This is a genomic window from Picosynechococcus sp. PCC 73109 (genome assembly GCF_001521855.1).
In the GTDB taxonomy this organism is placed as follows: Bacteria; Cyanobacteriota; Cyanobacteriia; order Cyanobacteriales; family MRBY01; genus MRBY01.
The window spans coordinates 2,145,889-2,165,124 of sequence record NZ_CP013998.1 but is presented as its reverse complement, the minus strand read 5'-3'; the positions used below and the strand labels follow the sequence as shown (position 1 = coordinate 2,165,124).

Here is a 19,236-nt window from a genome sequence, read left to right as displayed (position 1 = left end):
CTTTGGTTTTCCTGAATTTGACCCCTGCTGAGTACAAGACCCTATGCCCAGACAAGCAGACGAATACGCTATTTTTTTCCTGATCGAAGGTGGTCACCGCGAGGAAGTTCGCTTTAGCGACATCAAAGAATTTCAAAAATGGTACAGCAGTGTTCTAATTCCCAAGGCTGAGGCCGACGACTTTATCAATGTGCCGATTAAGAATATGCAGGGAGAATTTATGGTTGTTCGCCCTTCTAGCATCAAGGCCATTCGGGTAGAACCTGTATTTCTCGGTAGTATTGAGCGTTTCTAAAATATTTCGTTCTCGGAATTATTTGAACTTCATCGGATCACATTGTCCAGTGATTTCTCCGATACCGTACAGCTCAAAACAGACCCAGTTTCCTTTGAAAAGCACTGAGGGTCGTGACACAAATATTAATCTGAAAGTACGAATTTGACTTTTGATGGGGGTAGAGAGACTTGAACTCTCACGACATTTTACTGTCAACGGATTTTAAGTCCGCAGCGTCTACCATTCCGCCACACCCCCGTTTGGGCACTCTTACAAGTAAATCATAGTTTTTAGGTTTCGACAAGCATTCACCTCTGGCGATCGCCCCAGAAAGACAATTTAGTCACCGTTTCGAGTGGGAGCATGATATGCTTGTTAAATTGTGGAATTTTCTGGAATCCTTGATAATCTTTAGGAAAAAGATTGTCAAATTTTGGAATGTTTACAGCCCGTGGGACGTCAAGTTTCGACCTCCCTCCCGTGGGTAAAAATCTCAAAAAGAGCCGTAGTAAGCGGTTTGGGGTCTTTATTTCTACACTCATTTTTTACTTGTAAGGAGAAAGAAAACCTTATGGCTCGTTATCGTGGAGCACGTCTACGCATCACCCGTAGACTCGGAGAACTACCGGGTTTAACCCGTAAAAGTGCCCGTCGGGAATATCCCCCGGGACAGCATGGCCAGGGTCGCCGCAAGCGTTCTGAATATGCAATTCGTTTGGAAGAGAAGCAAAAGCTACGCTTCAACTATGGTGTTTCTGAAAAGCAGCTCATTCGTTATGTGCGTAAAGCGCGGCGGACGACTGGTTCTACGGGACAGACCATTCTGCAGTTGTTAGAAATGCGCTTGGATAATACTGTCTTCCGTCTGGGGATGGCCGGTACTATTCCTGGGGCGCGCCAGTTGGTAAACCATGGTCACATCTTGGTCAATGGCCGGGTTGTGGATATTCCGAGTTACCAATGTCGTCCTGGAGATGTGATCACAGTGCGTGACCGCGATCGCTCTCGAAAATTAGTCGAGGCGAACATGGAATTTCCTGGTTTAGCGAATATTCCCAGCCACTTGGAATTTGATAAACCCACTTTGACCGGTAAGGTTAACGGCATCATTGAACGGGAATGGGTTGCGCTGCAAATTAACGAGCTACTCGTGGTGGAATACTACTCCCGGATGGCCTAAATATTATTTGGCAATTTTTATTGCAAAGTTCATTGTTTGAGAGAGGGGCAACTATGCCCCTTTTTTTGTGGGGGGAGTGGCTAGAATGAAGGTAATTTCAGAGGCGATCGCCTTTTTCTTTGTATTGCTATGGCCCAGTCTGTTCCGATCCTCAAACAAATCCAGGTTGCCCTTGCCGCAAAGGACTACAGCCAGATGCGTCAACTGCTGTTGCAATGGCAAAAAGTAGAGCCAAAAAATCCTTGGTTTCGCTTATATGTAGCGCGGTGGTATGAAGCGACAGAACAATGGCAAAAGGCCGAAAAAGGTTATCGGCGGTTACTCAAAGGCGTTACTGTGCCCAAAGTGGTCACCCAAGCACGGCAGGGTTTGGCACGACTTGAAGCAAGAGCATTAGCTCTGACCCAGACGGCGATCGCCAAGGAAAAGGCCGCCCCCGGCGGAGATGTCTATGGTCTGATGGTGTTAGAGCCCATTAGTCCCAAACAAAAGAAAACGGCCGCCCAATATTTCGCGACAGTATTACGCACCGATGCCTACTCTGCGGGATTACAACTGCCCCTGAAATCTTGGCGCTTATTCCGCACAGGTGCCTTGGGGGAGCTCCGTTTTTTAAAGAAAGCCCTCACCCAGGGCAATATTCCCAGTTTTTGTCTCTCTTTGGTGCAGTTACAAAATATTCCGGTGATCCAAGTCCAGACCATTGAGCAACTCGATCCTCATTTGGTGCTCCGGGGCCTTGATGAAACCCAACAGACCGTTGAGTATACAGTGCCTTGGTCGGAGATTTCCCAATGGGTAACGGGCATGTTGCCAATTTTTGAAGAATCCCTAGAAAAAGACGGTCGCGGCAAACCCTATTACAAAACAAAAGTCCTTGATTATGCCCAATTTTGCGATTTACATTGGGGCGATCGCCAACTGATTCTCCGGCTGAATGACCAGCACTACCAATTCCAGCAGGGATTATCTTTTCTCGAAGCAACTCAAAATCCCATTGAACAGCTCAGTAACCGCCGCAACTGGAATCAGATGCAACACCGCCTTGCTGAGCACCTGAGCCATAGTCGAAAATGGTCAGACTTTAAGAGTTTCGCAAATAATGCCCGTGACTTTCCGGAACTGCTGCGTAAAATCCAACCCCAAGTGAATCTATTCCGCCAGGAAACTCACCAAGATACCTATTGGGATCCGGCCTGGCACCTCTACAGCACAATTATTTTCGCCCACGGTGCCGAAACCCATTCCGAGACGATCGCCCAAAAGAACTAACGATTGATTTTGCTAACTTAAATAACCCTAAAAAGTCGGCACCGTATCAGTGCGCATATTGGGGTTACTGCCTGAACTGGAGTTGGGGTTGGTTGCATTGGGATTCGGCAGCGCCTCCACCGTCCCCGCACAATAATCAGACGCGGGCCAAGCGGCAATGCGGGTATTATTATTGCGGAAATTTACGAGGAAAGACCGGTATCGCTCCAGACTAGACCGATCTTTGGGACTAATGCGCTTCATGGTATCGAGGACTTGGATCGCCCGGGGCCAGTTTTGCCCGCAGAGGGCTTCTCGCATCTGAACATTGAGAAAGCCATTTTTCATATTGGCCTGGGCGATCGCCTTTGACCCCGGTAGGAGCATTCCCGCCAAGGCACAGGCCCAAACAAAACCCTTTATCTTCATCGGATGTTTCCTCACAGCGATGTTCACGCCCATATTTTACTGGAGAAAACCCGTGGACTTTTGCCAAGGGTTAAGCGATTGTTCAAGTGGGAATCGCCTCCCCCGGTCGGAGCCGCGCCCATTTTCCTTTTTCTTGGGAAAAACTCGCGCAACCCACCACATCCCATTCCATTTCGATCACTTCCCCTTCGGAGCGGATATTGACGTTGATCGTCGGTTCGATGGGCGAAAAATCGGGCTGGTCGGTCAGGTGGGGTTGTTGGTGCTGGGTTTCAACGACATGGTAGGTTTCGCAGCGGTCAACATATTCACAGTCCACGCAAATGCACATGGGGCGCACCTCCAGGGGTTACGGAACTTTGTTTTAGTATAGCGAGATCCCCAGAGGCGATCGCCCCCAAAAAGAATCCCCAATGCCACACACACCAGGGATCTATTACTTTTTGGCAATAATTAGATTTAATGATCTTTTAGGGTTGCCAAGACCTGCTCCGAAACTTTATCCGGTACCTCCTGGAGGTGGTCATATTGCCAATCAAAAAAGCCGACCCCAAAGGTGAGCGATCGCAGTTCGATGATTAAATTGTGCATTTCGGCGAGGGGGAAATAACCCGTGATGTGGTCCCAACCGCGCCAATCGGTCAAACTTTCGTAGCCGAGAATTTGACCCCGTTTACTGCTGATGAGCTGCAAGGCGTTGGAGGTAAATTCATTGGGAATATAGATATTGATCAGCAAAATAGGCTCTAGCAACTGAGGATCACAGAGGGGCATCCCTTCCGTCATGGCAATGCGTGCCGCTTGTTTAAAGGCCTGCTCAGAACTGTCCACGGCATGATACGAACCGTTGGTGAGGGTCACATCCACATCCACCACCGGGAAGCCCAAAGGCCCCTGAGTTAAGTATTCCCGCACTCCCATTTCGACCCCTGGAATGTACTGTCTGGGGACAACGCCACCGACGATGGTTTCGTGGAATTGAAAACCCGTGCCCCGATTGAGGGGTTTAATTTCGAGGTACACATCCCCAAAGGCCCCATGGCCCCCGGTTTGGTGTTTGTAACGACCATGGGAGCTACCACCATGGCGGATTGTTTCTTTGTAGGGCACCCGTGGTAAATGGGTCGTCATCGGCAGGTTATATTTGCGGCGGAGACGTTCAAGGGCGACCTGGAGATGGATATCCCCTTGGCCCCAGAGGATGACTTCGTGGGTGTCACCATGTTGTTCCCAGGCCAGGGATGGATCTTCATCGACCAGTTTGTTGAGGGCATTACTCAGCTTGACTTCATCTTTGCGATTTTCTGGGGCGATCGCCAAAGCATAAACCGGTTGCATCACCGTGGCTGTCCGGAGCGGTTTAAGGGGTTTATCACCACTACTGAGGGTTTCGCCGACCTTGATATCCTCCAGGCGAGCCAGGGCAACAATTTCTCCGGTAATCGCCTTTTGGATCGGCTTTTGTTGGTGTCCCATCAGTTGGTAAATTCCCGCTGGTCGGAGGCCATTGAGGAGCATCCCTTCCTGGAGTTCCCCTTGCCAAACCCGCACTAGGGATAGTTTTCCACCCTGGGGCGTATAGAAGTTCTTTAAAACCTGCACAACGGTTTCCTGGGGGGAAGCTTTGAGTTCCCGACGGGCGGTGGTGTCCACAGGGGCCGGGGCCTCCTGCACCAAAATATCGAGGAGTGGTCGGACACCATAATCTTCGCTGGCAATCCCAAACACCACGGGCACAATCTGATCTGCGCTGAGTTCCTTGCGGAGATCCTGGAGAATTTCTTCTGAAGAAGGGGCGACCTCTTCCAGGAGCATTGCTAAAAGTTCATCATCAAAGTCAGCCAGGGTTTCTAGCATTTCTTCCCTGGTGATTTTTTCTTCAATGTGTAGTTCCTCCGGGAAAGGGACCGGATCTGCTGGACAGTCGGGATGGTAGTGATAGGCTTGTTCTGAAACTAAGTCGATGTAACCCAGGAGGGTTTGCTGATCCTTGCGGATGGGGTACTGTTGGGGCACCAAGGGACGGTTCGAGGCTTCCTGGAGAGCAGCGAGAACATCGAGGAAGTTATTCTTGGCCCGATCCATTTTGTTGATAAAAACGATGTGGGGAATATTCCAATCGTCGAGGAATTTAAACAGGGGCGACAGGGTGAGAATTCTTTCGGTTTCTGGCTCACAAACAATCACAGCGGTGCCGACGCCTACAAGGGCATTGTAAGTTTCCTGGAGAAATTCAATGGAGCCGGGACAATCGAGAAAGGTCAGTTCAATATCTTGATATTTTGTGCTGGCGATGGACAGTTCGACGCTCATGGTATGGTCACGGGCTTCGGGGCTACTGTCACCAACGGTATTTTTGTCTTCGATGCGGCCTTTGCGAGTAGTGGCTTGGGTGAGAAAAAGTAGGCTTTCGAGGAGGGTGGTTTTACCCGCAGAATAGGGGCCAATGATCGCGATGTTACGGATATTTTCGGTCGTTCTGGTCATGATTTTCTCGTCTCGTGATTGAAGCAGGGGGCGCAATGGGGCAATATTTGCGGGGAAGTAGGAGATGATCCGCTGAAAAACGCTGGAACTTATGGGAAAAGCTAATCTTCTTGGGTAAGAGGGACAAGATACGCCCTAGTGGTAAGCCTAACGCCGTTTGGCAGCCTGCCGCGTAAAACTGATATGTCTCGTAAGGTATTTTGCGTTTAAGTTTAAGTTGGATAAATATCTGTAAATCTGTGCTGAATTTGTTTACGCTTCGCAATGTTTTGATCGCGCTGCTCTTGTTGGGTTGGCCGAGGGGAGGGGCGATCGCCCAAGACGTTCCCCAGACTTCAGTGCCGCAAGCATGGCCGAGCATTACCCCAACAACTCCGGCAGCCAAAGCTAAGCTCAGTGAGGGATTAGCCCTCATCCAACGGGGAAATTTAGACGGGGCGATCGCGCAATTTCAACAGGCGATCGCCCTTGATCCGCTCCTGTGGCAGGCCCATTACAATCTGGGTTTAGCCCTGGGGCAACGGGGTGATTTACCAGGCGCAGCCCAGGCTTTTAGCGAAACCATTGCCCTTCAGCCTAATTTTGCGGTGGCCTATGGCAATTTAGGGGGAGTGCTCATTGATAGTCAAAATTGGCCCCAGGCAGAAACCTATCTGCGGCGGGCTTTAACTTTAGATCCCAATTTGGCGATCGCCCATTACAACCTCGGCTTAATTCAGCGTCACCGGGGCAACCGGGACGCCGCAATCCAAGCGTGGCAAAGGGCCCGTGAACTGGCTCCCAATTTTCCTGACGCTACCATCCAACTGGCGGAGCTGTACCTCGCCGGCGATCGCCCCGAAGCAGCCCAACCCTTGATCCAAGATCTCTTGCAAAATCAGCCGAACCTCGCCGCTGTGCATTATCTCCAGGGACGTTTACTCACCCAGCGGGGGGATTTTTCGGAAGCCCTCGCCGCTTTTCGGGCCAGTAGCGAGCGGGACCCAACCTACGCCAATGCCTACTTTGCAGCGGCCCAACTTCTGATCAGAAATAACCAACGTGCCGCCGCGATGCCCCTGTTGGACTATGCCCATTCCCTCTACGGCCAGCAGCAACAGACTCCCTGGCTAGAAGCAGTTCAAGCTCTCCGGCAACAATTCCAAAATCCGCAGTAGGGTCAGAAATAGGCGATCGCCTTTTCCCAAAAAATCCATTAGTGAATGGCTTTTGTTTGTAGGGTCATAATGGTTTGAATCCCTTTTTCTGCAACATCGAGAATTTGATTCAGTTGGGCGCGGTTATAACTGCCTGCCTCGGCGGTGCCCTGCACTTCGATGAGATTTAACGCCTGGCCGCCGATCATCACCACATTGAAATCCACATCCGCCGCCACATCTTCGAGGTAATTCAAATCGAGGTAAGCTTGCCCGGCGATGAGACCCACGGAAATGGCCGCCACTGGGGCAATAATCGGCGATTTCCCTAGGATGCCTGCCTTGACTAAACGCTCACAGGCGATCGCCAAGCCCACATAACCCCCTGTGATTGCCGTGGTCCGTGTTCCCCCATCGGCCTGGAGCACATCCGCATCGATGGTAATTGTCCGTTCTCCCAAGGCTTTGAGATCAATGGCCGCCCGTAAACTGCGGCCGATCAGCCGTTGAATTTCCTGGGTGCGCCCCGACAATTTCATAAACTCGCGCCGTTGCCGTTCTGGGGTTGCGCCGGGCATCATCCGATATTCTGCGGTGAGCCAGCCTTGGCCACTATCCCGTAAAAATGGCGGCACCCCTTCCGCCACGGAAACCGTGCATAAAACCTTGGTATCGCCACAGCTTGTTAAAACAGAAGCCTGGGCAAATTTTGTAAAATCTAGCTCAAACTTAAAGGGACGCAGTTGATCGAAGAATCGATTATCCGGACGCTGCCAAACCATAGCTTACTCAAAAACACAAACACAGCCCATCATACCGGAACCTTTCCCAAAGGCTATGTAGAGCAAAAAATGAGGAAGTCCCACAAACGTGATGCTTGCAGGACTTCCTAAAAAATGGGTCGTCAGAGATTCGAACTCTGGGCCAATCGGTTAAAAGCCGAGTGCTCTACCGCTGAGCTAACGACCCGTCGTGCTTTTCAACACAGTTATACAATGTAGCACCGAATTTTTGAAAGCGCAAGGTTTTGCGTTAACTTTTTTCTGAAAAATGTCGCCAACCGAGTCAATGGGCCACCCACATCTTGTCAAGCAGGGGGGTTCTCTCTAGAATAAGGGGCATTATCGGCGCAACTTTTGCCCCCAGAGGAAGTGATTCTGGTTACTAAACCAAATGCTTCTGTCATAAATTTTTTTACACATTTGTTTTAACGTTCTTCGTCTATCCCAAAGGATTGATTCGGTTACCATGGCCCCTGCTCCCGGCATTCTCAAAGAAAGCGATCGCCAAACAGTCCGTAAGCCTTACCCAAATTTTAAGGTGATTGTCCTCAACGATGATTTCAACACCTTTGAGCATGTTGCCCATTGCCTAATGACCTACATCCCGAATATGACGGCGGATCAAGCTTGGAATTTAACCAATCAAGTGCATTTCGATGGCCAGGCCATTGTCTGGGTAGGCCCCCAGGAGCCAGCGGAACTTTATCACCAACAATTGCGACGGGAAGGTTTGACCATGGCTCCCCTTGAGGCGGCATAGATGGCATCAGAGGAAAAAGGAAGACTCGTTTGGAATCATTCGACCCACATTGAGGGGCTGATCCCGGTGCTCGAAAAATTAGTCAACTGTGAGGGCATTCGCACGATCACACCCGGTGCCCTTAGTCGAACCAGAGGCAATATTCCCCGGTTGAAACTGCGGGTGTCTGTGCCATTGCAAGGGGGCTTTAAGGTCATTGCCCGCAAGGGAAAATCGGTCCAGGAGGTTTTTATCATTACTGACCTCGCCCAGGAACAACTCCAAGCGGCGATCGCCACGGTACTCTAGGAAGTCTAGGGCGAACTTTTCATATCCCCTCGTAGAACGCGATGAAAAAAGTGCATCTCATTTTTAATCCGGTATCCGGTGCGGGCCATGCCCCCCAGGAACTGGAACAAATTCGAGCCAAGCTCCTCGATCAGGTTGAGCTTGAGGTTCAATTTACCTCCCCCGAAGAAAGTGCAACGGCCTTGGCAGAAACGGCGATCGCCCAGGGAGCTGATCTCATCATTGCGTCTGGGGGCGACGGCACTGTTTCAGCGGTGGCGACAGTTTTGATGCACAGTAATATTCCCCTAGCCGTTATTCCCCGGGGGACAGCCAATGCCTTCGCGGCGGCCTTAGATATTCCCACGGCCATCGACCAAGCCTGTGATGTGATTTTGCAGGGGCAGCCCCAACAGATCGACTGCGCCACCTGCAATGGTCAACCGATGATTCTTTTGGCTGGGATTGGCCTAGAGGCGGCGACCATTGGCGAAACTGACCGGGATAGTAAGCAACGGTTTGGTTTCTTTGCCTATTTGTCCACGGCGGTACAACAACTGCAAAAGCTGCAACCCTTCCAGGCGACCCTCGATTTTGGCGATCGCCAACAGACCTTTGACGACGTGCTCGCGATCACCGTAGCGAACTTGGCCCCCAGCACTTCAATTTTGGCCCAGGGAACGGGCGGGGCCTCAGGTCAAGATGCCCTACTCGATGTCACCGTTCTCACCATGGCTGACGAGGGAGAGCTTTTTGGTTTGCTCAGTGCATCCTACGAATTATTCCAGGCAGCTCTCCAAGACAATCCCGCTGATCATCCCCATATCCAATCTTGGCGCACCGCCGAGTTAACGGTAACCACCACGTCGCCCCAGGCTCTCCTGTTAGATGGGGAATTGCTAGAGGAAATAACCACGGCCCAGTTTGCGGCGGTACCCCGGAGCCTCTGGGTGCAACTTCCCCCTAAAGCGGCAACCCCCCCTGAAGAATCACCGTAATCCCTGCAATTAATAAACTCAAACCAATTAGCCCTAAGCTCCCCAAAATAATCACAATACGGGCGCGGGGTTGGTGGGTAATCACCCAAGGGATGAGGATTTTGTGCTGGCGATCGCGCCGGATCAGCTTGCCATAAATGTAAACCGGATCCCCCGCCACCCAAATGTATTCCCGTAGAACCAGCCCCCGACGATTACCCAGGGGGCCTTTGGGGTTAATGTGATTCGCTTCTAAAAAGGCGATCGCCTGGGGATCTTTGAGGGGCATGAAAATGTTTTGCTGCACTTGGTAATGGCATTTGCCGAGGCCCACGTAGTTATCCAGTTCCTGCTGGGGAGACGACAGCACAACCCGACTTTTTCCGATGGCGATCGCCGTACCAGACTGTTGCTGACGGGGGAGCACTTCTAGGATTTGTTGTTGATCGGCGACAAAAAAAGTGCTTTGAGAAGTTTGATCGATGAGGCGTCTCGACTGTTTCCCTTGGGTTTCTATCACCATTAATTGCCATCTTAGACAGGGCGTTTTCGTTAAAGGAGAAAGAATACTTTTGCCGACGCTATATTGTCCCTGAAAATAAATTTTCTCACCAGGGCGAATTTGGCCCAGGGGAGGCTTACGGTAGCTCAGTAAAGGACGTAGTTGCTGACCAATAGTTGCTTTAAGGAGCATTCCCCCAAAGAGAATGAACCAAAAACCGATAAACCAGGAAAAAAAGTAAGACATTATTGAAAGAGGCTTCTTTTACTTTTCAAATCGCCTAAAAAGCCGCCATTATTTAAATTGGATAAGTATCGAAAAATGCCATCAAGAGAAATTTTAAAACCGCTTATGAGTTCATTTGGGAGACAAAAAAAATAGTTCTTTGAATTAGAATTATTTTGTTTTTTACGTTACTCAAGAATATGTTTTTTGATGAAATCAAGCACCGCCTCTAAGCCAGTTTGGGTCTTGAGATTGGTAAAAATAAAGGGCTTATCCCCCCGCATTTTTTTTGCATCGCGATCCATCACGTCTAGGTCAGCGCCCACTGCTAGGGCTAAATCGATTTTGTTAATGACCAACAGATCCGATTTGGTGATACCAGGGCCACCTTTACGGGGAATTTTGTCACCTGCGGCCACGTCAATCACATAGATCGTCACATCCACGAGTTCCGGGCTAAAGGTCGCCGCCAGATTATCGCCCCCACTTTCAACGAACATCAGGGTCAAGGGCTGGAATTTTTCTTCGAGTTCGGCGATCGCCGCCAAATTGAGGGACGCATCTTCACGGATCGCCGTGTGGGGACAGCCCCCTGTTTCAACTCCCATAATGCGTTCTGGGGGAAGTGCGCCGGAGCGGGTTAAAAACTGGGCGTCTTCTTTGGTGTAAATGTCATTGGTGACGACGGCGATCGCATATTGGTCGCGCAGCGCCTTACATAGGGCATCTAAAAGGGCTGTTTTCCCTGACCCCACTGGCCCCGCAATGCCCACTCGCAATGCACTCATTTTTGATTCACTCCAAAATCACCACAAAATCATCATAGTGAGACCGATTCGCTTTTGTCGTAAATGTTGTTGAATTTCACAAAGTCCAGGGGGATTTGGGGCAGAAACAGTAGAATGGGGGACGGATTTTCATGGAAGGGGAATATTTCGGTGGTAAGCGCGGCAATGGATAACGTTGTTTTACGGCAGGTGCGGGTTCTGGATCCCGTGGCCAACTTGGATCATCGCCAAGATGTCTGGTTTAAGGATGGTCAGCTCCAGGCGATCGCCCCCCAATTGTCAGATCTCCCCGCCGCAGTAGAATCCATCGAAGCCGCAGATCTAATCCTGGCGCCCGGTTTAGTGGATCTTTATAGCCACAGTAGCGAACCTGGGTACGAATCCCGCGAAACATTAAAGCAACTCGCCCAAGGAGCCCTCGCTGGGGGGTTTACCCAAGTGGGGATTTTGCCGAATACCCAGCCTCCCCTCGATAATCTTGGCCAACTGCAAAGCTTTCAACAACTCATCCAGCAATTACCCGGCCCCAAACCAAATTTTTTACCCTGGGCTGCCCTGACGAAAAAATGCCAAGGGGAAAGCCTCACGGAATTAGGAGAACTCGCGGCCGCAAACATTGCCGGATTTAGCGATGGCCAAGCGTTAAGCAATTGGCTCCTGCTGCGGCGTACCCTTGAATATTTACGCCCCCATCACCAACCCATCGCCCTCTACCCGCAAAATTTAGCCCTCCATAACGGGGGAACGGCCCGCTACGGCAAAGCGAGTTTAGCCTATGGCCTCGTGGAGGAATTAGTCTCAGTAGAAACCACGGCGATCGCCTCGATCTGTGAACTGGTGGCCGAACTGAAAACCCCTGTCCATCTCATGCGCATCTCCACCGCCCGGGGGGTCGCCTTAATTGCGGAAGCCAAACAACGGGGATTGCCAATTACTGCCAGTGTTTCTTGGATGCATCTGCTCTGGAATACGAAGGCCCTCAGCACCTATGACCCGAATCTCCGCCTGGATCCGCCCCTTGGTAATCCCGAAGATCAACAGGCTTTAATCGAGGGCGTGAAAACTGGGGTCATTGAGGCGATCGCCATTGACCACCAACCCTATCTCTACGAAGAAAAAACCGTCAGCTTTGCCGAAGCCCCTCCCGGCGTGATTGGCTTAGAAATTGCCCTGCCAATCCTCTGGCAAAATTTTATTGTTTCCCAAGAATGGCAACCCCTCCAACTTTGGCAAGCCCTCAGTACCAATCCCCAGAAATGCTTAAGTCAGGAAATAAAGGCGATTGCCCCCGAAAATTGCCAACCCCTAATCCTTTTTGACCCCAGCAAAACCTGGCAGGTTAACCACGAAAATCTCCACTGTCCCCAGACCAATACCCCTTGGTGGCAAAAAACGCTCACGGGCAAAGTGATCAAGACATTTTTAGGTTAAAACCCGCCATCAAAAAAGGGTTGACCCAGATCAACCCCTGTCATGTTTATTCAAGTTAAAAAGAAATCAAGCTTTAGTACTTGTAGCTTTCCGTTTTGAAAGGCCCTGCCACAGGTACATGGATGTAATCCGCTTGGGTTTGGGTGAGTTGGGTGATCACGCCGCCAAAACCTTGCACCATGTAGCGGGCCACTTCCTCATCAAGATGCTTCGGTAACACCTCAACCGTAATCTTGCGTTCACTGGGATCTTGGTTGGCAAACTGACGCTCAAACAAGAACATTTGCGCGAGAACTTGGTTAGCAAACGAACCATCCATAATCCGGGAGGGGTGCCCTGTCGCATTCCCCAGGTTGACCAAACGACCTTCCGCCAAGAGAATCAAAAAGTCCTGGGGATCATCACTGCGATAAACCTTATGAACTTGGGGCTTGATTTCTTCCCACTGCCAGTTTTTCCGCATGTAAGCAGTGTCAATCTCATTATCGAAGTGACCAATGTTGCAAACCACTGCACTGGGCTTCAGGGCAGCAAGCATATTGGCATCGCAAACATTAAAGTTACCGGTGGCCGTCACCAAGAGATCCGTATTCGCTAAGAGATCTTTATTGATGCTCTCTGGCCCATTGTTGATGCCGTTAATGAAGGGTGAAACCACTTCAAATCCATCCATACAAGCCTGCATCGCGCAGATGGGGTCAACTTCAGTGACCTTGACAATCATGCCTTCCTGACGGAGAGACGCGGCGGAACCTTTGCCCACATCGCCATACCCAATCACCAGGGCTTTTTTCCCGGCGAGGAGGTGGTCAGTGGCGCGTTTAATCGCATCGTTTAAGCTGTGGCGGCACCCATACTTGTTGTCGTTTTTCGCTTTGGTAACGGAGTCATTAACGTTAATGGCGGGGATTTTTAGTTCGCCCTTTTCAAGCATTTCGTAGAGACGATGGACGCCAGTGGTGGTCTCTTCGGTGACGCCATGGATGCGGGAGAGCATTTCGGGATAGGTAGTGTGGATGTAGCCCGTCAGGTCACCACCATCATCCAGGATCATATTGGCATCCCAAAGTTCGCCGTCAGGGGTGCGACAGGTCTGCTCAATACACCACATGTATTCTTCTTCGGTTTCCCCTTTCCACGCAAAGACGGGTACGCCTGCCTCGGCGATCGCCGCTGCGGCATGGTCTTGGGTAGAGAAAATATTACAGGATGACCAACGCACTTCGGCCCCTAGTTCGACCAGGGTTTCAATCAGCACCGCCGTCTGAATGGTCATGTGGATACAGCCAATAATCTTTGCCCCAGCTAAGGGCTTGCTTGCACTGTATTTTTTCCGGATGGTCATGAGGGCGGGCATTTCGCCTTCGGCGATCGCAATTTCCTTGCGGCCCCAGCTTGCCAAATTAATATCGGCGACCTTGTAGTCACGGGTGAGGGTTGAAGTGCTCATAGTTTTGCTGTTGAGTTTAATGTCCAGAGAAAAGTGATTAAAAATATATTGTGGCTGATCTAGAAATATATCGATCCGGTAATCATGCCACTCGCTCGCATGGCTCAGATAGAATTTTCCCTTAGGATCAGCAGTGTTTAAAGTATTCTAAAGTTTAACCTTAAGTCCATTGACTTTGTCAGTCCCATGTTGAGTGTAAATGGGCATAATTGGCGGCAAAGCAATAATTAGGGGTATGGGAGAACGTCAAAAATGTTTAATTGCCTGAAGTCGCTATTTGGAAAAAAAGCAACGGGGATTCATGCCAAGGTTGAAATTTATACTTGGCGGACTTGTCCCTACTGCATTGCAGCGAAAATGTTGCTCTTTTTTAAAGGGGTACATTTCACGGAATACAAAATTGATGGGGATGAGATTGCCCGTAAAAAAATGGCAGAGCGGGCCAATGGCAAGCGTACTGTCCCCCAGATTTTCATCAATAACGCCCACATCGGCGGTTGTACAGATTTATTTGCCCTTGAACAAAAAGGCGAACTAAACGTATTACTACGCCAGTGATTACCCAAGCAGAATATCAACGCCATTATCACTGGATGCAAAAGGCGATCGCCCTCGCAAAAGTTGCCGGACAATCTGGAGAAATCCCCGTCGGTGCTGTGATTGTTGATGGCAAAAATCAATGCCTTGCCCAGAGTGGTAATCGTAAAGAAAAAACCCAAGATCCCACCGCCCACGCCGAAATTCTGGTGATCCGTGCTGCCAGCCAGATGCGCCAAGATTGGCATCTCCAGGACTGCACCCTCTATGTCACCCTCGAACCCTGTCCCATGTGTGCCGGAGCGATGATTCACAGCCGTCTTAAGCAAGTCGTTTATGGTGCTGATGATCCGAAAACAGGCGCTCTACGCAGTATGGCTAATTTTCCCGATGCTCCCTTTTCTAATCATTCTTTCCCAGTTCTTGGTGGGATCGCAGCAATGGAATGTCGGCAACTTCTCCAGAATTGGTTTCAACACAATTGCCGTCCCTGACGCATAATGGGAGGCAAGTATTTATGTTGTCATCTACGGTTTTTGAGTGCCCATGATCTTGACGGGACAATCCAGCAGCTCTACCACCACGGCCCCAACTCAACCATGCCCCACTGATTCTCGACCCTGGGGTACTTTTACGATTCTCGATGAAGGGCCAGGCTACAAAATCAAACGCATCGAAGTGAAACCCGGTCATCGCCTCAGTCTCCAGATGCACCACCATCGTAGTGAACATTGGATCGTTGTGTCTGGAACGGCCCACGTTGAATGTGGCGACAAAACTGAACTCCTGACCCCAAACCAATCCACCTACGTCCCGGCCTGTACCAAGCATCGCCTCCAAAATCCTGGCGTTGTGCCCTTGATCTTGATCGAAGTGCAGAATGGTGAGTACCTGGGCGAAGATGATATTATTCGCTTCCAGGATGACTATGCTCGCCAGTAGAGCTTGGTTACCATTGGCTTTTCTTTTTTTGAAATGATTCAAATCACTCCGAGCGCCGCCCAAGAAATTAAACGTATCCAGCGTAGTCGCCAAGCGACTGATAGTTATCTCCGGATCACTGTGCAGTCTGGCGGCTGTTTAGACTACATCTACCAATTTTCTCTAGATGCTGAACCCCAGAGCGGCGATCGCCAAGAAACGATCCGCAATATCAACATCTTGATTAATCACAATGATGTCGAGCAGCTCAAAGACCTCAGCATTGACTACTCCGAAGATTTAATGGGGGGAAGCTTTCGGTTTAAAAATCCCCACACAATCAAAACCTGCAACTGTGGTCAGTCCTTTCAGAAAGAACCTTGACAGTAGCCGATCTTTGTCACTAAGATTGTAATTTGTCAATGTTAATGACCTACGTTAAACCATCCGCGTAGGGCAATTGTCCATGCCAACTATCCAACAGCTTATTCGTTCAGAGCGCTACAAGCTCAAGAAAAAGACTAAGTCCCCCGCTCTTAAGCAATGCCCCCAGCGTCGTGGCGTTTGCACCCGTGTGTATACCACTACCCCCAAGAAGCCGAACTCTGCGCTTCGGAAGGTGGCTCGTGTACGTTTGACTTCTGGCTTTGAAGTAACCGCTTACATTCCTGGCATCGGTCACAACCTCCAAGAACACTCCGTCGTCCTCATCCGGGGCGGTCGTGTGAAGGATTTACCTGGTGTCCGTTATCACATTGTCCGTGGTACCCTCGACGCGACTGGCGTTAAGGATCGGAAGCAAGGCCGCTCCAAATATGGTGCTAAGCGTCCTAAAGAGTAATCTATCCGGTTGAATGATTGGCAAGAGTTGCGATCGCCAATTTTTCCCAGAATTTAGATTCTCCATTGAATTTATTTAAGCTTGTTGCGAACCTCCCAAAGCTCACGACTACCGGTGGAGTGTTCCCTTTATATAAAATTGCTGCCCCTATTTTAAAAATTGCGCCTAGACCACCTAGCGCAACCACTCTAAGAAAACCCTCTATCTGTAAAAGCATAGAAAAATATGTCTCGTCGCTCAGTTACTAAAAAGCGTGTTGTGCCGCCTGATGCCGTGTACAACAACCGTCTTCTCAGCATGACTATCCGCCGTGTGATGAAAAGCGGCAAAAAATCCTTGGCAGCACGGATTGTTTACGATGCCCTCGACATCATCAAAGAGAGAACTGGCAGCGATCCCATCGAAGTCTTTGAAACAGCAATCCGTAACCTGACTCCCCTCGTGGAAGTTAAGGCCCGTCGTGTTGGTGGCGCAACCTACCAGGTGCCCATGGAAGTCCGCCAAGGCCGGGGTACTGCTTTGGCCCTCCGTTGGTTAATCGGTTATGCTCGGCAACGCTCCGGTAAAAGCATGGCGATCAAGCTTGCCAACGAATTGATGGATGCAGCCAACGAAACGGGCGGCGCCATCAAGAAGCGGGAAGATACCCACCGGATGGCGGAAGCGAACAAGGCTTTTGCCCACTACCGCTACTAAAAACAATCTATGCCGGGGAAGATTTCAGTTTGTTTTTCACAACAAAAAATCCCCCGGTGCTAGACGAAACGAAACAGCAAGACTATAATAATGAGTCGCCATTGCTAAGAAGTATTAAGCAACTGTTTTCATCATCATTTTTCGGCGTGCACACTTTAAAGAGATTTTTTTTGATTGTGCGATCGCCTTTAGAAAATCAGTTTGCAGGAGGTCATCGTGCCACGTAGCATCGCCCTAGAACAAGTCCGTAACATTGGCATTGCCGCGCATATTGATGCGGGTAAAACCACGACAACTGAAAGAATTTTGTTCTACTCCGGGATTGTCCACAAGATCGGAGAGGTTCACGATGGCAACGCAGTGACCGACTGGATGGAACAAGAACGGGAGCGGGGCATTACCATTACCGCTGCCGCGATCAGCACGAGCTGGCGTAACCACAAAGTTAATATTATTGACACCCCTGGACACGTTGATTTCACTATTGAAGTAGAGCGCTCGATGCGGGTGCTCGATGGTGTAATCGCAGTTTTCTGTTCTGTCGGTGGTGTGCAACCCCAATCAGAAACCGTTTGGCGTCAAGCTGACCGGTACCGCGTGCCCCGGATTGCCTTCGTCAATAAGATGGATCGCACCGGCGCAAATTTCTTTAAAGTTTATGAGCAAATCCGCGATCGCCTCAAAGCCAATGCCATCGCGATTCAGATTCCCATTGGTAGCGAAAGCGAATTTCAAGGCATCATTGACCTGGTGAAAATGCGGGCCCATATCTACAAAGATGATATTGGTCAGGACATTGAAATCACAGAAATTCCCGCAGAACTACAGGATAAAGCCGCTGAATATCGCACGATTATGATCGAGGCGATCGCCGAAAGTGACGAAAGCCTCCTGGAAAAATATCTAGAAGGAGAAGCCTTTACCGAAGCAGAAATCATGGCCGCACTCCGGCAAGGAACCATTGCCGGGACGATTGTTCCCTTGCTGTGTGGCTCTGCCTTTAAAAACAAAGGTGTACAACTCCTCCTTGATGCCGTTGTCGATTACCTGCCCTCCCCCCTAGATGTCCCCCCCATCCAAGGGGAACTCCCCGATGGCACCCTAGGCGATCGCCCAGCCGATGACGAAGCCCCCTTTGCTGCTTTGGCCTTTAAGATCGCCTCTGATCCCTACGGTAGACTCAGTTTTATCCGTGTCTACTCCGGTGTTATCGAAAAAGGCAGCTATGTCTACAACTCCACAAAAGACCAAAAAGAACGAATTTCTCGTCTAATTGTCCTCAAATCCAATGAACGGATTGAAGTTGACGAACTTCGTGCCGGCGATCTCGGTGCCGTCATCGGCATGCGTGACACAATGACTGGTGATACCCTCTGCGAGGCAAATGACCCGATCATCCTCGAATCCCTCTACATTCCAGAACCTGTCATTTCCGTCGCCGTCGAGCCGAAGACCAAACAAGATATGGAGAAGCTCTCTAAAGCGCTCCAAGCCCTATCCGATGAAGACCCGACCTTTCGTGTCAGTGTCGATCCGGAGACCAACCAAACAGTAATCGCAGGGATGGGAGAACTTCACCTCGAAATCCTTGTGGACCGCATGCTGCGAGAATTCAAAGTTGAGGCAGATGTCGGTCAACCCCAAGTCGCCTACCGGGAGACAATTCGCCAGAAAGCAGATGCCGAAGGTAAATTTATCCGTCAGAGTGGCGGCAAAGGCCAATACGGCCATGTTGTCATCCAGATTGAACCTGGAGATGAAGGCAGTGGCTTTGCGTTTGAATCAAAGATTGTTGGTGGTGCCATTCCGCGTGAATACATCCCGTCTGTAGAACAGGGGATGAAAGAAGCATGCGAATCTGGTATCATCGCAGGCTACCCGATGATTGATCTCAAAGCCACCCTGCTTGATGGCTCTTTCCACGACGTAGATTCCTCAGAGATGGCGTTTAAGATTGCCGGTTCTATCGCAATCCGTAATGCCGTTGACCAGGCCTCTCCCGTGGTGCTAGAACCTGTCATGCAGGTTGAGGTCGAAGTCCCTGAGGAATTCCTTGGTGACATCATGGGTGACCTCAATGCCCGTCGGGGCAACATCCAAGGTATGAATTCCGAAGAAGGCCTGGCCAAGGTTTCTGCAAAGGTTCCACTGGCAGAAATGTTTGGTTACGCTACCGATATCCGTTCAAAAACCCAAGGACGTGGTATCTTTTCGATGGAATTCAGCAACTACGATGAGGTGCCTCGCCATGTGGCTGAAGCCATCATCGCAAAAAACAAAGGGAACGCAAACTTTTAAC

22 protein-coding genes and 2 tRNA genes are annotated in these 19,236 nt (G+C 50.1%); 15 read left to right on the top strand and 9 right to left on the bottom strand.

The features are described 5' to 3' along the window. Window positions 1–43 precede the first annotated feature (43 nt). Window positions 44–295, top strand: a complete 252-nt coding sequence (locus AWQ23_RS10450) for a hypothetical protein (RefSeq protein ID WP_012307691.1) — start codon at window positions 44–46, stop codon at window positions 293–295. Window positions 296–450: 155 nt separating this feature from the next. Here the strand turns inward: AWQ23_RS10450 and AWQ23_RS10445 are convergent. Further along, window positions 451–535 (bottom strand) — tRNA-Leu (locus tag AWQ23_RS10445). A gap of 313 nt (window positions 536–848) precedes the next feature. Here AWQ23_RS10445 and rpsD point away from each other — a divergent pair. Both rpsD and AWQ23_RS10430 read left to right on the top strand, forming a co-directional pair. Beyond that, a complete protein-coding gene (rpsD, locus tag AWQ23_RS10435) occupies window positions 849–1,457 on the top strand; it encodes a 30S ribosomal protein S4 (protein WP_030006662.1) in 609 nt (202 codons plus the stop codon). 129 nt (window positions 1,458–1,586) lie between these two features. Then, window positions 1,587–2,729 carry a hypothetical protein gene (locus AWQ23_RS10430; RefSeq protein ID WP_062435159.1) on the top strand — a complete coding sequence of 381 codons (1,143 nt, stop codon included), beginning with the start codon at window positions 1,587–1,589 and terminating at the stop codon, window positions 2,727–2,729. Window positions 2,730–2,756: 27 nt separating this feature from the next. Here AWQ23_RS10430 and AWQ23_RS10425 read toward each other — a convergent pair whose 3' ends face one another. From AWQ23_RS10425 to AWQ23_RS10415, 3 genes are all read right to left on the bottom strand, one after another. Continuing rightward, window positions 2,757–3,137 (bottom strand): hypothetical protein, encoded by a 381-nt coding sequence (locus AWQ23_RS10425; RefSeq protein WP_030006664.1) that lies wholly within the window; start codon window positions 3,135–3,137, stop codon window positions 2,757–2,759. Window positions 3,138–3,219: 82 nt separating this feature from the next. Continuing rightward, window positions 3,220–3,468 (bottom strand): Ycf34 family protein, encoded by a 249-nt coding sequence (locus tag AWQ23_RS10420; protein WP_062435156.1) that lies wholly within the window; start codon window positions 3,466–3,468, stop codon window positions 3,220–3,222. Window positions 3,469–3,596: 128 nt separating this feature from the next. Further along, window positions 3,597–5,624, bottom strand: coding sequence for an elongation factor G (locus AWQ23_RS10415; RefSeq protein WP_062435153.1), 2,028 nt, complete (start codon window positions 5,622–5,624; stop codon window positions 3,597–3,599). A 239-nt stretch (window positions 5,625–5,863) separates the two neighbouring features. Between AWQ23_RS10415 and AWQ23_RS10410 the strand changes: the two genes are divergently transcribed. Beyond that, entirely contained in the window at window positions 5,864–6,781 is a 918-nt protein-coding gene (locus tag AWQ23_RS10410; RefSeq protein WP_232308891.1) for a lipopolysaccharide assembly protein LapB, read from the top strand. 38 nt (window positions 6,782–6,819) lie between these two features. On the opposite strand, the gene rph is transcribed toward AWQ23_RS10410, so the two are convergent. Together rph and AWQ23_RS10400 are read right to left on the bottom strand one after the other, a co-directional pair. After that, window positions 6,820–7,542, bottom strand: a complete 723-nt coding sequence (gene rph, locus AWQ23_RS10405; RefSeq protein WP_062435146.1) for a ribonuclease PH — start codon at window positions 7,540–7,542, stop codon at window positions 6,820–6,822. 115 nt (window positions 7,543–7,657) lie between these two features. Then, window positions 7,658–7,729, bottom strand: a tRNA-Lys gene (locus AWQ23_RS10400). A 279-nt stretch (window positions 7,730–8,008) separates the two neighbouring features. Here AWQ23_RS10400 and clpS point away from each other — a divergent pair. Genes clpS through AWQ23_RS10385 form a run of 3 tightly spaced genes read left to right on the top strand, consistent with a single transcriptional unit; the run spans window position 8,009 to window position 9,567 of the window. Further along, window positions 8,009–8,302, top strand: coding sequence for an ATP-dependent Clp protease adapter ClpS (clpS, locus tag AWQ23_RS10395; protein WP_012307683.1), 294 nt, complete (start codon window positions 8,009–8,011; stop codon window positions 8,300–8,302). After that, on the top strand, window positions 8,303–8,590 hold the full coding sequence (locus AWQ23_RS10390) for a DUF2103 domain-containing protein (protein WP_012307682.1): 288 nt from the start codon (window positions 8,303–8,305) through the stop codon (window positions 8,588–8,590). Between the two features lie 41 nt (window positions 8,591–8,631). Next, window positions 8,632–9,567, top strand: coding sequence for a YegS/Rv2252/BmrU family lipid kinase (locus AWQ23_RS10385; protein ID WP_062435143.1), 936 nt, complete (start codon window positions 8,632–8,634; stop codon window positions 9,565–9,567). Here AWQ23_RS10385 and AWQ23_RS10380 read toward each other — a convergent pair. Further along, window positions 9,533–10,294: a hypothetical protein gene (locus tag AWQ23_RS10380; RefSeq protein ID WP_062435140.1), complete on the bottom strand. Its 762-nt coding sequence runs from the start codon at window positions 10,292–10,294 to the stop codon at window positions 9,533–9,535. The genes AWQ23_RS10385 and AWQ23_RS10380 overlap by 35 nt on opposite strands. 167 nt (window positions 10,295–10,461) lie before the next feature. After that, entirely contained in the window at window positions 10,462–11,061 is a 600-nt protein-coding gene (gene ureG / locus AWQ23_RS10375) for an urease accessory protein UreG (protein ID WP_062435138.1), read from the bottom strand. 165 nt (window positions 11,062–11,226) lie between these two features. Between ureG and AWQ23_RS10370 the strand changes: the two genes are divergently transcribed. After that, a complete protein-coding gene (locus AWQ23_RS10370) occupies window positions 11,227–12,492 on the top strand; it encodes a dihydroorotase (RefSeq protein WP_062435136.1) in 1,266 nt (421 codons plus the stop codon). A gap of 73 nt (window positions 12,493–12,565) precedes the next feature. Here AWQ23_RS10370 and ahcY read toward each other — a convergent pair whose 3' ends face one another. Beyond that, window positions 12,566–13,942, bottom strand: a complete 1,377-nt coding sequence (gene ahcY / locus AWQ23_RS10365) for an adenosylhomocysteinase (RefSeq protein ID WP_062435133.1) — start codon at window positions 13,940–13,942, stop codon at window positions 12,566–12,568. 252 nt (window positions 13,943–14,194) lie between these two features. Between ahcY and grxC the strand changes: the two genes are divergently transcribed. From grxC to fusA, 7 genes are all read left to right on the top strand, one after another. After that, the gene (gene grxC / locus AWQ23_RS10360; RefSeq protein ID WP_030006673.1) at window positions 14,195–14,500 is read left to right on the top strand and encodes a glutaredoxin 3; all 306 of its coding nucleotides are present in this window, start codon (window positions 14,195–14,197) and stop codon (window positions 14,498–14,500) included. Continuing rightward, complete coding sequence (gene tadA / locus AWQ23_RS10355; RefSeq protein ID WP_198158641.1) at window positions 14,497–14,973, top strand: tRNA adenosine(34) deaminase TadA; 477 nt, start codon at window positions 14,497–14,499, stop codon at window positions 14,971–14,973. Before grxC ends, tadA begins: the two co-directional genes overlap by 4 nt. A 52-nt stretch (window positions 14,974–15,025) precedes the next feature. Beyond that, window positions 15,026–15,421 carry a phosphomannose isomerase type II C-terminal cupin domain gene (locus AWQ23_RS10350; protein WP_062435131.1) on the top strand — a complete coding sequence of 132 codons (396 nt, stop codon included), beginning with the start codon at window positions 15,026–15,028 and terminating at the stop codon, window positions 15,419–15,421. Window positions 15,422–15,454: 33 nt separating this feature from the next. Continuing rightward, window positions 15,455–15,784: an iron-sulfur cluster assembly accessory protein gene (locus AWQ23_RS10345; protein WP_062436632.1), complete on the top strand. Its 330-nt coding sequence runs from the start codon at window positions 15,455–15,457 to the stop codon at window positions 15,782–15,784. Window positions 15,785–15,866: 82 nt separating this feature from the next. Next, entirely contained in the window at window positions 15,867–16,241 is a 375-nt protein-coding gene (gene rpsL, locus AWQ23_RS10340; RefSeq protein ID WP_012307672.1) for a 30S ribosomal protein S12, read from the top strand. A 225-nt stretch (window positions 16,242–16,466) separates the two neighbouring features. Beyond that, window positions 16,467–16,937 carry a 30S ribosomal protein S7 gene (rpsG, locus tag AWQ23_RS10330; RefSeq protein ID WP_012307671.1) on the top strand — a complete coding sequence of 157 codons (471 nt, stop codon included), beginning with the start codon at window positions 16,467–16,469 and terminating at the stop codon, window positions 16,935–16,937. 216 nt (window positions 16,938–17,153) lie between these two features. Further along, window positions 17,154–19,235 (top strand): elongation factor G, encoded by a 2,082-nt coding sequence (gene fusA / locus AWQ23_RS10325; protein WP_062436629.1) that lies wholly within the window; start codon window positions 17,154–17,156, stop codon window positions 19,233–19,235. Window position 19,236 lies beyond the last annotated feature (1 nt).